The organism is Sphingobacterium spiritivorum (assembly GCF_016725325.1).
Taxonomy (GTDB): domain Bacteria; phylum Bacteroidota; class Bacteroidia; order Sphingobacteriales; family Sphingobacteriaceae; genus Sphingobacterium.
The window spans coordinates 1259912-1275204 of the sequence record NZ_CP068083.1 but is presented as its reverse complement, the minus strand read 5'-3'; the positions used below and the strand labels follow the sequence as shown (position 1 = coordinate 1275204).

General features: G+C 41.9%; 11 protein-coding genes. 9 read left to right on the top strand and 2 right to left on the bottom strand.

Annotated elements, in window-relative coordinates; translation table 11 throughout:
* The first annotated feature begins 148 nt into the window (after positions 1–148).
* The 5 genes from I6J02_RS05200 (at position 149) to I6J02_RS05180 (ending at position 8333) form a co-directional block, all read left to right on the top strand.
* Positions 149–811, top strand: coding sequence for an HAD family hydrolase (locus I6J02_RS05200; protein ID WP_201680742.1), 663 nt, complete (start codon positions 149–151; stop codon positions 809–811).
* 101 nt (positions 812–912) lie between these two features.
* Positions 913–1404 carry a gluconate 2-dehydrogenase subunit 3 family protein gene (locus tag I6J02_RS05195; protein ID WP_201680741.1) on the top strand — a complete coding sequence of 164 codons (492 nt, stop codon included), beginning with the start codon at positions 913–915 and terminating at the stop codon, positions 1402–1404.
* A gap of 15 nt (positions 1405–1419) precedes the next feature.
* Positions 1420–3135 (top strand): GMC oxidoreductase, encoded by a 1716-nt coding sequence (locus I6J02_RS05190; RefSeq protein WP_201680740.1) that lies wholly within the window; start codon positions 1420–1422, stop codon positions 3133–3135.
* Between the two features lie 488 nt (positions 3136–3623).
* Entirely contained in the window at positions 3624–6686 is a 3063-nt protein-coding gene (locus tag I6J02_RS05185; protein WP_201680739.1) for a SusC/RagA family TonB-linked outer membrane protein, read from the top strand.
* A gap of 12 nt (positions 6687–6698) precedes the next feature.
* Positions 6699–8333: a RagB/SusD family nutrient uptake outer membrane protein gene (locus tag I6J02_RS05180; RefSeq protein WP_201680738.1), complete on the top strand. Its 1635-nt coding sequence runs from the start codon at positions 6699–6701 to the stop codon at positions 8331–8333.
* 149 nt (positions 8334–8482) lie between these two features.
* Here I6J02_RS05180 and lat read toward each other — a convergent pair whose 3' ends face one another.
* Together lat and I6J02_RS05170 are read right to left on the bottom strand one after the other, a co-directional pair.
* On the bottom strand, positions 8483–9778 hold the full coding sequence (gene lat / locus I6J02_RS05175; protein WP_201680737.1) for an L-lysine 6-transaminase: 1296 nt from the start codon (positions 9776–9778) through the stop codon (positions 8483–8485).
* A 28-nt stretch (positions 9779–9806) separates the two neighbouring features.
* The gene (locus I6J02_RS05170; RefSeq protein ID WP_201680736.1) at positions 9807–11336 is read right to left on the bottom strand and encodes an aldehyde dehydrogenase family protein; all 1530 of its coding nucleotides are present in this window, start codon (positions 11334–11336) and stop codon (positions 9807–9809) included.
* A 226-nt stretch (positions 11337–11562) separates the two neighbouring features.
* On the opposite strand from I6J02_RS05170, the gene I6J02_RS05165 reads away from it, so the two are divergent.
* From I6J02_RS05165 to I6J02_RS05150, 4 genes are all read left to right on the top strand, one after another.
* The gene (locus I6J02_RS05165; protein ID WP_201680735.1) at positions 11563–12723 is read left to right on the top strand and encodes an acyl-CoA dehydrogenase family protein; all 1161 of its coding nucleotides are present in this window, start codon (positions 11563–11565) and stop codon (positions 12721–12723) included.
* Positions 12724–12980: 257 nt separating this feature from the next.
* Positions 12981–13217 (top strand): hypothetical protein, encoded by a 237-nt coding sequence (locus I6J02_RS05160; RefSeq protein ID WP_201680734.1) that lies wholly within the window; start codon positions 12981–12983, stop codon positions 13215–13217.
* Complete coding sequence (locus I6J02_RS05155; protein WP_201680733.1) at positions 13198–14490, top strand: hypothetical protein; 1293 nt, start codon at positions 13198–13200, stop codon at positions 14488–14490. Before I6J02_RS05160 ends, I6J02_RS05155 begins: the two co-directional genes overlap by 20 nt.
* Before the next feature lie 32 nt (positions 14491–14522).
* Complete coding sequence (locus I6J02_RS05150) at positions 14523–15233, top strand: hypothetical protein (RefSeq protein ID WP_201680732.1); 711 nt, start codon at positions 14523–14525, stop codon at positions 15231–15233.
* Positions 15234–15293 lie beyond the last annotated feature (60 nt).

The window sequence follows — 15293 nt, the reverse complement described above, 5'->3', positions numbered from 1 at the left end:
TAATGTGCGTATACTCAACAAACTTACCCAAACTTGCTTTTTTTCACAAGTATTAGTTTTGTTATGTAGCCAGAGACCTTACCATACAGATAGTGTACTTCGGGATCAAATCCTTAGTTTACCAGTTCAAAAGCCTTAGCTTTGTATCATGAATAAATTTAAAGCTGTATTTTTTGACCTGGACGGTACCCTTATTGATTCGGAATATTTTTACTTCCAAAACTGGCAACCTATTCTGGCGGAAGAATTTGCTGTCCATATTACTTTTGAAGACTGGATCCGTCATTTCGCAGGACACACATTGGCCTTCAATGTGGAGACAATGAGAAAAATCTGGAATATAGATACTACCAATGAGTACATGTGGAAGCGCACCAGAGCAGCTTATGCACAGTCGGATATGCGAACCATAGCATTGATGCCTTATGCAAAAGAAATTCTGGAGCATCTGAAAGAGCAGCAAGTCAAAATCGGATTGGTTACTTCCAGTTTCATGACCACTGTTGATACCGTATTGGGGCATCATGATCTGCTCTCTTATTTTTCGCTGATTGTGACCAGAGACGATGTACAGTCTCCTAAACCAGATCCGGAGCCTTATCTTCTGGCCGCTGAGCAGGCCGGCTTAGATCCGAAAGATTGTGTCGCAATTGAAGATACCATTACAGGTACGAAAGCGGCTAAGGCTGCTGGTTTGTATTGTGTGGGAGTCTCCAAACAACCCCTGGAGCGTGAAAAATTAGCCGTTGCAGATCAGTTGTTCACAGATCTTCGTGAAGTCTGGAACTACCTTAAAAATAATATCTCTTAAAATATTAGGGAATGTCTTGAAATTATTACTGGCTTTAATCGATTTAGCTTTTTGATTTTTGTTAGAATATTTCTAATATTACAAATTATAAACATCATGTTATGAACCGAAGGACTGCGGTAAAACAACTTTTTATTATTGCTGGAGGGCTGGCGTTGTTGCCTTCCTGTCTGCGGGAGCAGGGTGGAACGTCTATAGATCTGCATACAATCAAGTTATCTGCTAAGGATGAAGAATTCCTGGCTAAGCTGGTGGATGTACTTATTCCTGAGACAGATTCTCCGGGTGGTAAAAAGTTAAATCTTCATCTCTTTATCATGAAGATGGTAGATGATTGTCATTCACCGGAAGATCAAAAAGCTTTCCTGGAAGGACTGGAGAAGAACAGGTCTGATCTGGATGGTGCTGTGGCAGATAAGATCGGAGCCTATTTCAAATCCGAAGAAGAAGCAAAGGAAAAGAGTGCTTTTTATAAGATATTCAAAAAAAGAGCCACTCAGGGATACCTTAATTCTGAATATGTCATGAAGAATAAACTAATTTATGAATTAGTTCCGGGCAGGTATAATGGTGCAATGAAAATCAACGCATAAAAAGAATCAAAGAAAATGGCAAATATAAATACGGACAGCGTAAAGAACAGAACATACGATGCTATCGTCATTGGTTCGGGAATAAGTGGTGGTTGGGCTGCAAAGGAACTATGTGAAAAAGGATTAAAGACATTGGTATTGGAAAGAGGACGTGATGTAAAGCATGTCAAAGATTATCCTACTACCAATCTTTACCCCTGGGAATTTGAGCACCGCGGAGAGATGCCGTATCAGGTGCAGCAGGAAAATCCTATTGTAAACCGTTGTTATGCATTTCATGAAGATGCTGCACATTTTTTTGTCAAAGATCAGGAGCATCCTTATGTACAGGAGAAACCATTCGATTGGATCCGTGGCTATCAGGTTGGTGGAAAATCTCTGCTATGGGCCAGACAGACACAGCGTTGGTCAGACTTTGATTTTGAAGGACCTGCCCGCGATGGATTTGCCGTTGACTGGCCTATCCGTTACGCCGATCTGAAACCCTGGTACGATTATGTAGAACGTTTTGCCGGTATTGCAGGAGATAAAGATGGTCTTCCGGAACTTCCGGATGGAGAATTTCTTCCGGGCTATCCGCTGAATATAGTAGAAAAGTATTTTCAGCAAACCATGAAGAACAAGTATCCGGAGCGGAAAGTGATCTCTGCGCGGTGTGCACATTTATCCAAACCTAATAAAATTCACCTCGATCAGGGACGTGTACAATGTCAGAATCGTACACTTTGTCAGCGAGGCTGTCCCTTCGGAGGTTATTTTAGTTCTAATGCGTCCACTATTCCGTGGGCAGCGAAGACTGGAAATATAACGCTGAGACCTTTCTCTGTAGTACATTCTATTCTGTATGACGATACAAAGGGAAAAGCGATAGGCGTAAAAGTAATTGATACAGAGACTAAGGAAGAGATGGATTTCTTTGCAAAGGTAATTTTCGTTAATGCAGCAGCATTGAATACGAATCTGATCTTGCTTAATTCCAAATCCAAACGCTTTGAAAACGGTCTGGGTAACGACAGTGGTGTATTAGGCAAGTATGTTGCTTTTCACAATTACAGTGCACGTATATACGCAGAGTACGAAGGTTTTATGGACTATACTACCGACGGCCGTAATCCTGCCGGAGGAGGATATATTCCACGGTTCCGCAATCTACATAAACAGGAAACAGATTTTCTGAGAGGATATGCAGCAGGATTTGGGGCGTATCGTTCAAAGAGTGCTGATCAGTCCGGATATGGCGAATCTTTCAAAAATAATCTCCTGAATCCTAAATATGGATTATGGGGTGTAGGATCCCACATGATGGGCGAGACTATTCCGAAAGAATCGGGTCAGGTTACATTAGACAGTTCTCAAAAAGATGCATGGGGAGTTCCGTTGTTGAAAATAGCGGTTGAATACGACGACAATGACGCAAAAATGAAAAAAGACTACCTGGAGCAGATGACAGCAATGTTTGAAGAAGCCGGATTTACCAATATCAAGCAAGATGACCATGGTCAGGCACCGGGACTGGATATCCATGAAATGGGAGGAGCACGCATGGGTAATGATCCTAAAACTTCTGTCCTCAACAAATGGAATCAGATACACACCGTTCCCAATGTATTTGTGACAGATGGTGCAGCGATGACTTCTACTTCTACTCAAAATCCATCCCTTACCTATATGGCCTTCTCTGCCAGAGCTGTTGATTATGCTCTGCAGGAAATGAAGAAAGGAAATATTTAGAATAAAGTGAAGTCTCTTGTGACAGAAGCGGATCAGGTTACTTTCTGAAAATGCTTCCTGTTTCCCAAGTCTGATACAAATACTTTTAAATCTATATAAACCCCGTTTTAATATATATTAAGACGGGGTTTTTTGTTGTTTTTACTTCTGAAATTTGAATAAGTACTTGTAGCATAGGTTATATGTTATATTAAAAACTGAAAAAGAATAATGGTTTGTAAGATTTAAATCTTAACTTTAGAATAGCCATATGAAAATAAACCGATTTTAATTTTTTTCTGTATACGTGAATACTGGTTCTTTTTGCACCATGAAGTAAAACGTTTTAGTATAAAAGAGAAATCACCATTATAAATTGTAAAACTACCTGTTGAAAAATAGAATGCATAAGGAGGTGCTGCTGTATCCCTTTATTGTGCCTATTTGATAAAACGTTTTAGTAAATTTTAACTATTTGTCAATTTTTTTCAAACATATACTAACTAAACATGAATCATTACAGTAAACCTTTACGGCCTGCGGGTCGTCGGGCAAAATGGTGGGTAGTCCCGCTATCCCTGCTCGCATTAAATTATGCTTATGCAACAGACGGTACAGCAGAAAACCGTGTTGTTCATTACAAACAAACCTATTTAAACAAATCCGAACAGGAAACGGTAACCGGAAAAGTAACCGATGCCGAGACAGGTACTCCGCTGGCAGGGGTAACCGTCAAACTGAAAGGTTCGGCTATCGGGACACAAACGGATCAGGATGGTAATTTCAGCCTGGAAGCCAAAGTCGGGGGAACGCTAATTGTTTCCTATATAGGCTTTTCGCCTGTAGAAGTACCCATTACAACCTCCTCTGGTATCGCGGTCAAACTGAAGCCAGAAAGTGAATCCCTACAGGAAGTCGTAGTGGTAGGGTATGGTACACAGAAAAAGAGTGAAGTGACTTCAGCTGTACAGACCGTACAGGAAAAGGATTTTAATCAGGGAGGAATGCGTAATCCGATGGAACTGGTACAGGGAAAGGTCGCCGGCCTTAACATTACAAGAGCACAGGGCAGTAATCCAAACTCCGGAACTTCTATACAATTGCGCGGTATGGCGTCTTTGAAGGGTTCCAATTCGCCTTTGATTGTTATTGACGGTATTCCAGGAGGTAGTCTGGATCTGGTCAAACAGGGTGACATAGAATCTATAAGTGTGTTAAAAGACGGTTCGGCAGCGGCGATCTACGGTACCCGTGGTAATGGCGGGGTCGTATTGGTTACCACCAAAAAGGGTAAATCCGGAACGCCCCAGTTTGAATATTTTACGTACGGACAAAAAGAGTTTGTAGACAGTAAACCTACGATGCTGTCTGCGGATCAGTTCAGAGAGTATGTGGTCAAAGGTCTCAACCGTCCGCAATCTGACCTTGGAGCCAGTACAGATCTGTTTGACGAACTGATTGACAAGAATAATTTTTCTCATTTCCATAATTTCATAGCGAGTGGTGGTGGAGATAAATCTAACTACAGAGCTTCGATCAACTATGAAGATGCAAATGGTATCGCTAAACAGAATGGCAGAAAGCAGTTTGGAGGAAGAATCAATTTTTCTCAGACAGGTCTGAAAGACCGCCTTACCTTTTCCGGAAATATAGCTGCCAATTTTAATAAGGCTAATATGTTAGGAGGAAAGAAGGCTGATGACAGTGAAAATGTACCGGACTTCGAACAGGCGATTCAACGTAATCCTACCGCACCGATATATAATTCGGATGGAACATTCTATCAGACGCAGGAATACAACAACTACAATCCGATGAGCCGCCTGGCACATCGTATAGACGAACGCAATCAACAAACTTTTTCAGGAGATGCAAAATTGAAGCTGAAGATTATCGATCCCTTAAGCGTTTCGGTATTCGGATCCTATGTGAGGGACAACTGGAATGACAGGCGTTACCGTTCTACACTGGATTGGGATCAACGTCTCAATACGGACTACAGAGGTACAGCATACGCCTATAAAAAGAATGAGCTGAACTGGACCAGAACCATTGAATCGACTATTGACTACAACCAGACTTTTAATGAAAAACACACCATTACCGGATTATTGGGCTATAGTTATCAATATACAGGTTATGAACGTTTTGAAATGTCTAATAACGGATTTACGACCGACGGTTTTCTGGATTGGGATATGAATTCCGGAACGGCTCTAACCAATGCGCAGCTTCCGAGACCAACAATGGGCTCCTTTAAGGAAGATAATACCCTGGTGGCTTTCTTTGGTCGCGTCAATTACAACTATGCGGACCGCTATTTTGTAAGTGCTATTTTACGCAGAGAAGGTTCGTCCAGATTCGGCGCTAATCATAAGTGGGGTAATTTTCCTGCGATATCAGGAGGGTGGACAATCTCAAATGAAAGTTTCTTTGGTAGTAAAGAAGTGCTCAATGATCTGAAATTAAGGGTTGGATATGGTGTGACGGGAAATCAGGGTATTCCAAATTATCAGTCTATTCTGAGATTGGGTACGGGAGGAGTATATCCACAGGATGGTATCTATTATCAAACTTACGGCCCTGCCGCTAATCCAAATCCGGACCTGAAATGGGAACAAAAAGCAGAAACAAATATCGGGGTAGACTTCGGATTTCTGAATAACCGGATCACAGGTTCCATTGATGTATACAATAGAAAAACAAAAGACCTTATTGATGAATACCGGGCACAGCAGCCGGCATATGTACAGTCTAAAATATGGTATAATGTCGGACAGGTAGACAACAAAGGGATTGAGCTGCAACTGTCAGCAACCGCTGTCAAGAAAGAAAACTTCTCCTGGAATGTGGATTTTACCGGAAATTACCAAAAGAATAAACTGGCGAAGTTGTCGAGTGAGATCTTTCAAAGTAACTGGCTGGAATTCGGAGGATTGCCTTCCCCTGGAAATCTGGGTAATGCCATTCGTCTGGAAGAAGGAGGTGAAGTCGGCTCTTTTTATGGAAAACGGTATGCCGGTCTGACTGATGACGGGAAATGGTTGTTTTATAAAGCTGACGGAAGCACAGGTACAGCAGGAGAGATTACCAATGATGACCTGACGTATATCGGAAATGGCGTGCCTAAGTTCAATGCATCTTTAAGTAACCGTTTTTCCTATAAAGGATTTGATCTCACGGTGTTTTTCAGAGGTAAGTTCAAATATGATATTCTGAATACAGCAGATATGTTTTTCGGAAATCAGAAATGGCTGCCGAATAACGTACTGGAAAGTGCTTTTACAAAACACGCCAATATCAAAGACGATCCGCAATATTCCGATTACTATTTAGAGAACGGAAGTTTTGTGAAGCTGGATAATATCACATTGGGGTATAATTTTAAATTGAAGACCGATTATATCCGCAACCTGTATGTATATGTGACAGGTCGTAATATTGCTACGATTACCAGTTATAGTGGTCTTGATCCGGAATTACAGGATACAGGATTTGCTTCAGGAATAGATTCAAGAGGATTCTATCCGCGTACTAAATCATGGTCAGTAGGACTTAATGTTGGATTTTAATAGGGAATAATCATGAAATTACTAAAAAATAAATATCTGGCGTCTGCTTTTGGGGTAGGAGTCGCATTATTCGGATTACAAGGCTGTACCAATCTGGACGAAAATCTGTACAGTACGTTGAAAGAAGAGAGTTTCTATAAGAATAAACTGGAAGTGATGCAGGCTGCTTTACGTCCGTTTACACATATGCAGGCCTGGCTGGCTCCAACCGGAGGAAGTGGTTATTATTATCACTCCGAACTGAGTTCTGATCAACTGGCCTGGCCACAGAAGGGACGGCACGGCTACGATGGCGGAGATCATTTTCGTCAGCATTATCACACCTGGACCATTACGGAAAACAGAGTGTTAAGTGCGTGGGAGCTATTGTGGGGAGGCGTCGGTTATGTAAACAATGCTCTTAGTGATATCTCTGCTCTGGATATACAGAAAGTAGGGATGACACAGGAGGAGATGAACTTTGTACTGGCTCAGTTAAAGGTACTTCGTGCATTTCATTATATGAAAATTATGGATATGTGGGGAAATGTTCCTGTCGCTCTTGAAGTCTCTCAAAGTCCTTCCAATCTGGCGACTAAACCCCGTAAAGAGGTCTTTGATTTTATAAAGAAAGAGCTGGAAGAAAATGTACCTAAACTGCCGCTCACTTCCGAACAAAATATCGGACAGGTGTCCATGGCTGCCGGATACGCCATGATGGCCGAGCTGTATCTCAATGCGGAGAAATGGAATGGTACCCCTATGTGGGATGAATGTATTGCTGCATGTGATAAGATTATCTCCGGACAGGCGGGCGGTATCGGAGGTGCTCCGAAGTTGTCTCCGGATATTAATACATTATTTGCGAATACCAACAGTGCCAATCCGGAATCTTTATTCCAGTTTCAGTATAGCCGTAAAGCCGGATTTACATTTGACTGGGGAGGTTTCTTTATGGGGTATGATTATATGAAAGAAGCATTGGATGTAGGATATGGAGGCTGGAATGCATTTGTGGTCATTCCTACAGCATTTGATGCCTATGCAGCCAATGACATCCGAAAGAAAGACTGGTTTCTGTATGGACCACAATATAAGTATGGAACAACTACACCCGTGTTGGGCACAGAGGAATATTCCGGCAAGCCGCTATCATTTGTTAATTCTATTCGTAGAGAAAGTGAAGGAGATCTGACCAGTGAAGGAGGAATGGCTAAAGGGGAAGAGAATTCCGGAGCACGCTTTAATAAATACAAAAGCGGTCGTCTGAGCGATGTCAACTATCAGGAGAACGATTATATTCTGTATCGGCTTACCGAGATCTATTTTAATAAAGCGGAAGCATTGATGCGCAAAAATAACGGAACGGCAACAACAGAGGCTGTGTCGTTAATCAATGACTCGAAGAAAAGAGCATTTTCCGCTGCGGATTGGCCTGCAGTTCAGTATTCTGTAGCTACGCTTACATTGGACGAGTTGCTGGCGGAACGTGGAAGAGAGTTTATCTTTGAGGGTAAAAGACGTACAGATCTGATCCGCTTTGGTAAGTATACTACCGCTACCTGGTGGGATCATAAACCGGTAAACGATGTCAACAGAGAGTTATATCCTGTGCCTCAGGCACAATTGGCCATTAATCCCAATCTGCAACAAAATCCCGGATATTAGATAATCGGATCTGTTTTTATTAAAAAGAATCGGGTACCTGCGCAGTGATGCGGGTACCCGATTTTAGTTTATATTCTTATGCTCAAGTATGCAAAGCATTTGCTGCTTTCCTCACCCGGAATAGGATGTATACACCAATAGTATTCTTCTTACAAGCTTTTCTCGACAAGCGCTAATGCTTTATCCAATTGTTCTACTGTAACAGTCAGATGCGGACGGAAGCGTATACTTTTGTCACCACAACCCAGAATAAGAAGCTTATTGTTCATAGCACGCTTCACGAATTCATCTCTTTGCTGCTCTGTCTGGAAATCAAACGAAGCCAGAAGTCCTTTTCCTCTTACATTAGAGATTTGGCTGTGGCTCTTGGCGAGCTGTTCCAGTTTTTCCAGTAAATATTCACCCAGACTTTCGGCGTGCTGAACCAGATTTTCCTGTTCGATGACCTCCAGTATTAATTTGAAGCGCATCATGTCGACAAGATTTCCTCCGAAGGTGGAATTAATACGGCTGGATTCTTTGAATACATGCTTTTCGACACGGTCAAATTTCTCACGATGTGCCAATACACCACAGACCTGAGATTTTTTTCCAAACGAGATCAGATCCGGAATAATTCCGTAATGCTCATATGCCCACATTTTCCCCGTTAATGCAAGTCCTGTCTGTACTTCATCCAGAATCAATAAAATATCATGTTCATCACATATGCGTCTCAATTCCTGAAAGAACTCCGTACGGAAATGGTTATCACCGCCTTCAGCCTGAATAGGTTCCAGTATCAGACAGGCTATGGCATCCGGATTTTTGGCAATAGCGGCTTCTATTTCCTGAATAGCCTTTTGCTCTGTTTTTATCGTCTCAGCAATACTTTCTTCTACTAATGGGAAGTGAAGCTTAGGATTCGTAATCCTCGGCCAGTCAAATTTCGGGAAATACATGTATTTCCTTGGATCTTTTGTGTTAGTCAGGGATAAAGTATATCCGGTACGACCATGAAAAGCCTGTTTGAAATGTATCACCTGATTGCCTTCCTGTTGTATACCACGTGAGATGTTTAATCTGGTCTTCCAGTCAAAAGCAGCTTTCAGCGCATTTTCAACAGCAAGTGCACCTCCGTCAATAAAAAAGCAATAACTTAATTCCGCAGGAATGGCCACACGCTCGAAGGTGTCTACAAAATCCGCAAATTCTGTGGGATAGATATCCGAAAGAGCCAGCTTATTGATAGCAACTTTTTTTAACAGATCGCTATTCTTAACGATATGCGGATGGTTATAGCCGATAGGCGAAGAGGCAAACATGCTGAACATATCCAGATATTCATTACCCTCGATATCTACGATATAGGAGTCATGTGACTTTTCCAGATCTATCACTAACGGGAGTCCGTCGGCCAATATATGTTTTGCTAATCTCTCGTGTACTGTCGCTTCTTTTATCATAATCAGTATTTAAAATAGGGTTATTCGTTTATAGATCAAACTTGATGCCTTGTGCCAGCGGTAGTTCTGTTGTATAATTAATCGTATTTGTCTGTCTTCTCATGTAAAGTTTCCAGGCGTCCGAGCCGGACTCACGTCCTCCTCCTGTTTCTTTTTCACCTCCGAATGCACCCCCGATTTCGGCTCCCGAAGTTCCGATATTGACATTCGCAATACCACAGTCTGATCCTTTGTTGCTCAGGAATAATTCTGCTTCGCGCAAGTTGGAAGTCATGATAGCTGAAGAAAGACCCTGTGCAACATCATTTTGAAGCGCTATAGCATTTTCTACATCACCACTATATTTGATAAGATAAAGGATAGGAGCAAATGTTTCGGATTGTACAATATCAAAGTGATTTTCTACCTCTGCGATGACAGGCTTTACATAGCATCCACTTTCATATCCTTTGCCTGAAAGCACGGCGCCCTCTACCAATATTTTACCTCCCTGTTCCTTTACTTTGGCAATCGCTTGTGTATACATGTCTACAGCCTGCGTATCGATCAATGGTCCCATATGATTCTTCACATCCAATGGATCTCCGATTTTGATCTGTTTATAGGCTGCAACCAGAGCGTCTTTTACTTTTTTGTAGATATCTTCGTGGATAATCAGCCTTCTTGTGCTGGTACAACGCTGGCCTGCAGTTCCGACAGCTCCGAATACAGCACCTATAATAGTCATCTTCAAATCTGCATTCGGGGTTACGATAATTGCATTATTACCCCCAAGTTCCAGTAAAGATTTTCCAAGACGCTCTGCTACCGTTACCGCTACAGCTTTACCCATACGGGTAGATCCTGTTGCCGATACCAGTGCCACACGTTTGTCTGCACTGATCCATTTACCGATTTCAGCATCTCCGCTTACTACAGATGAAATGCCTTCAGGAAGATTATTCTTTTTCAGAATATCCGCAATGATATGCTGACAGGCGATAGCACATATCGGTGTTTTTTCACTCGGTTTCCACAGCACTACATCTCCGCATACCAGAGCCAGAGCCGCATTCCATGCCCATACTGCTACCGGAAAATTGAAGGCTGTAATAATTCCTACAATACCTAACGGATGATATTGATCATACATGCGGTGTCCCGGACGTTCTGAATGGATCGTATTGCCATATAGCTGACGGGACAATCCAACTGCAAAGTCACATATATCGATCATCTCCTGTACTTCTCCCATTCCTTCCTGGTATGATTTCCCCATTTCGTAGGAAACGAGCTTGCCCAAAGTCGGTTTTAAAATACGTAACTGCTCACCCAACTGGCGGACGATTTCCCCACGCTTTGGTGCCGGAATATCTTTCCAGGCCAATGCCGCTTTCTGTGCCGTTTCTATAACTTTATCGTATTCTTTACGTGTTGTACAAAGCACTGCAGCAATCTCTTTACCGTCTACAGGAGAGAAAGATGTGATTTTATCGCCTTTGGCAAACCATTTCGTCCCGGTAGAAGTGCCCGGATTTTCAGATTTAATGCCTAACAGGTCTAATTCTTTTTTGATCATGGATATAATTGTTATTCGTTTGTTTTTTAAAATTAGGGAATTATTTTCTGAATTTATAATGATTTCATGAATAATATTTGTTTCTAAAGAAGTCTTAATATTTCCTATCTTTAGTTTTATATTCATTTTTCAACATATGAAATATCCATGTAATGCAGACTGCACAAACACCAATGAATATAATTTGGATATTCCATATGGCCATTGAAAATCAAATTATAGACATATGAAAGAGGTCGATTATTTTCAGATAGACGAGTTACTGTCAGAAGAGCAGCTCATGATACGCAATACTGTTCGCGAATTTGTGAACAAGGAGATCCGCCCGGTCGTAGATGAGGCAGCACAGCAGCATAACGATATACCCGGCCTGATGCAAAAACTGGGCGTAATAGGTGCGCTCGGACCCTATATTCCACAAGAATACGGAGGAGCCGGACTGGATCAGCTTTCTTACGGACTGATTATGCAGGAGTTGGAAGCCGGAGATTCGGCTGTCCGCTCTGCTGCTTCTGTGCAGTCTTCTCTGGTTATGTTTCCGATCTACACCTATGGAAGCGAGGAACAGAGGCGTAAATTTCTGCCAAAACTTGCCACCGGAGAACTGATTGGAAGTTTTGGACTCACGGAGCCCAACCATGGTTCTGACCCCGGAGCAATGGAAACCCGTCTGTCCAAAGACGGGGACGGGTATATACTCAATGGAGCCAAGATGTGGATCACCAATGCTCCTGTGTGTGATCTGGCAGTCGTATGGGCACGGGATGATGAAGGAAAGGTAAAGGGCATTATTGTAGAAAGGGGGATGACTGGTTTTACCACACCCGAGACGCATAATAAATGGTCGCTGCGGGCTTCGAAGACAGGAGAGCTTATATTTGAAGATGTACGTATACCGCAAGCCAACATACTTCCCGAAGTCAGTTCTATGAAAGGGCCTTTGTCCTGTCTCAATTCAGCGCGTTACGGCATATCATGGGGAGTCATAGGTGCAGCAGTAGATTGCTATCAGACTGCTCTTCGCTATAGTCTGGAGCGACAACAATTCGGAAAACCTATTGCATCTTATCAGTTGCAACAAAAGAAACTGGCGGAATTCTTAACTGAAATTACAAAAGCACAGTTGCTGAGCTGGAGATTGGGTGTACTTAAGAATGAAGGAAAAGCGACCCCGCAACAAATATCTATGGCCAAACGTAATAATGTGAATATGGCACTGCAGATCGCCAGAGAATCCAGGCAGATGCTTGGAGCAATGGGCATCGTGGGTGAATTCCCGATCATGAGACATATGATGAATCTGGAGTCAGTTATTACCTATGAGGGCACACATGATATCCATCTGTTGATAACAGGGCAGGATATAACCGGGATCAGTGCTTTCTGAGAGTTGATAAAGTTTATAGGGTTGATAAAGTTTATAAGTGTAATATCTTAATTGTGCCAGTTGGCGTTCCCAGCCGACTGGTATTTGGGGCAAACCTACCCGGGTAGCCTGGTCTGAAAAGAAGTATAAATTAATATTAATACCCTGCGTCAGTTGGCGTCCCCGCCAACTCGTATCAGAGAGTGTTACGTGAATTGAAGACTGATTTATGAGTAGATGATATCTAATTTATCAGGATCAGTTCTGTTTTAAATTATATGAAAAGATCCTTAAAAAGTACGTTCTCCGGGGAGCTTATAAAGCTTGCGTCTGTTAATCCTGCTGATCTTTCATCTATTACAGAGAATATGGCTGATTCGGTTTATAATAAGTTCTATTGGGATTATGCTGCTCAGGAAAATAGGATAAACGGGTATCCGGCTATTCTGGTTCCAATAATTATGCAGGAAAATATAAATTCATCCTTAGTATCGTGTGGCTGTCTTTCAGCATAATTATGAAAAAGATGATATAATAGTCAGTTTCAGGGATTATCATCCGGAAGAACAAATGGTCATAGCCCGTATGGCTGCCCGGGAAATACCGGCTTATCCCAATAATTTTTTAGAGTTTTATGATCTTCTTGCGGGTGATTTTAGCGGACATATTTTACATTTAGATAAAGATCTCAAAGGTATACGTCTTGCCAAAGTAACGGATAATAAGATTGTAAAATACTTAAATACTCCTTTTTCCGATCCGGCAGACGAGAATCCTTTAATTGTCTATCCATATGAAGATATATTTACCGGAACTGACAAAGAATGTCAGGTGCAGATAGCGTATCCGGATCTTGAAATATCTTATACCAGAGAGCGCTTTACAGGTACTGATCCGGTTGGGCAGGTGGGTTCTAATCTGACAGGTATGGTCATATACGGTATGGCAATAGGTATGCGGATTACGGCTAATTACACTACTATCTGGCATACGCAGACTATTCCGGTTAGTTGTTCCCTGAGTTCGGGAGGTGAGGGCATCAGCGCAGGCGTTGGCTCCGGTGGTCTGCCCGCTCCGGCAAACCCTCTGGCAGGAGAAGATTGTTGGGCAAAGAAACGTATACAAAAAGCAATGAGTAATAAGCTCAAGCTGGATTCCGTCATGAATGCATTAGGATCTGATGGGAAATCTGTCGAAGCAGGTTATAATATGACCGTTAAAGACCTAAAGAAACGGGAGGAAAGTAAGATCTCCGGGATTTATAATGATGGTGATCGCAGGAATGTGCATGTCCCTTTTACCTGGGATGCCTTACAGGGCTATGTGCTGCACTCTACACATAGCCATCCGGGAGGAATGCCTCCTTCTATTCAGGATATTTTTATTGTGGGACATAATGCATTTAATGTATCCAAACATCCATTGGCAGCTGAACAAAGCTATAAGGCAATCTTTCAGGAAAACTATACGGATGTGATAGAGGCGGGTGAGGGTAAGTTTTATGCCATTACCATCTCAAATATTGATAATCTGATCAGTCGGACTTCGGGGTATTCCGTAAGTGCCCGCATAACTAATCTTGATGTAGCGCTCAGACATTATCGAATGTATCAAAATGGTAGATCCGAAACATCGGAACTTCGGTTAAATTTTCTGCTTAAAACGTATGGAGATGTGATCCGTATTTATGTGGGACAAAGGGATCATAATGGTGATCTGCAGGAACTAAACAGATTGGAGCGGATAGGTGATAGTATATCTTCGCAAGCAGTAAACTGTGATCCCTGATCGTAATGGAAATTAATTATTATATTACATATATGAAAAAACATTTTATTTTAATAATTCTTGCTTCATTCTTAAGTTCTGTAAAGGCTCAGGTTCAGCAGATTGAAGATTTTATACAGTTATATAAACCGGATCCGGAAACCTTTTTAACCGGTTTTATACCTGCAGGTTTTGTTCGTATTACTCCTGCACAGGCTCTTGGAGTGATTGATACATTTTTTATGGAAAATATGGGAGAAAAAACCGGTCCAGGTTATACTACATCAGAAGTTAGCTATTATAAAAAAGGTAATATTGTGATGTCTTGTGGCGTATATAATGATTCTATCAAATGGCATATTCAGGAGAATATCAGGGTTCAGGAAATGGAAGGCTCTCCGGGTACTACACAACCTGTATCTCCGACAAAGAAATACTGGAATCCTTATAATGGATTTAAAGACACAGGGGCATATCTGGTGGAAGATTACGTACTGGATGCTTTTGGCTTACTGGATCTGGAGGGCAAAATCTGGCCGGGGATGACGAGTGAAAAACGAACTAACAATACATTGGAGGTTGGCTACGCATATCCGACAATAAGTCCAATGTGGGCATACCCGGTACTGGTTGCTTTTGATAAAGGATATAGATATAAGATCGAAGTCCGGGTGTATACCGTCAACAGCAATCGGCAGGAAGCTGTAGATACACTAAAATGGATTGCCGGGCATATGGAGATTGAAGTAGATCTCCCCGAGTAGCCTGGTCTGATAAGATATAAATTAATATTAATACCCTGCGTCAGTTGGCGTCCCCACGAA

What these genes read in the sequence shown, in the direction of transcription:
- I6J02_RS05195 (WP_201680741.1), top strand. Translation starts at nt 913, where the DNA reads ATGAACCGAAGGACTGCGGTAAAACAACTTTTTATTATTGCTGGAGGG.
- lat (WP_201680737.1), bottom strand. Translation starts at nt 9,778, where the DNA reads ATGATAAAAGAAGCGACAGTACACGAGAGATTAGCAAAACATATATTG.
- I6J02_RS05160 (WP_201680734.1), top strand. Translation starts at nt 12,981, where the DNA reads ATGAAAAGATCCTTAAAAAGTACGTTCTCCGGGGAGCTTATAAAGCTT.
- I6J02_RS05180 (WP_201680738.1), top strand. Translation starts at nt 6,699, where the DNA reads ATGAAATTACTAAAAAATAAATATCTGGCGTCTGCTTTTGGGGTAGGA.
- I6J02_RS05185 (WP_201680739.1), top strand. Translation starts at nt 3,624, where the DNA reads ATGAATCATTACAGTAAACCTTTACGGCCTGCGGGTCGTCGGGCAAAA.
- I6J02_RS05150 (WP_201680732.1), top strand. Translation starts at nt 14,523, where the DNA reads ATGAAAAAACATTTTATTTTAATAATTCTTGCTTCATTCTTAAGTTCT.
- I6J02_RS05170 (WP_201680736.1), bottom strand. Translation starts at nt 11,336, where the DNA reads ATGATCAAAAAAGAATTAGACCTGTTAGGCATTAAATCTGAAAATCCG.
- I6J02_RS05190 (WP_201680740.1), top strand. Translation starts at nt 1,420, where the DNA reads ATGGCAAATATAAATACGGACAGCGTAAAGAACAGAACATACGATGCT.
- I6J02_RS05200 (WP_201680742.1), top strand. Translation starts at nt 149, where the DNA reads ATGAATAAATTTAAAGCTGTATTTTTTGACCTGGACGGTACCCTTATT.
- I6J02_RS05165 (WP_201680735.1), top strand. Translation starts at nt 11,563, where the DNA reads ATGAAAGAGGTCGATTATTTTCAGATAGACGAGTTACTGTCAGAAGAG.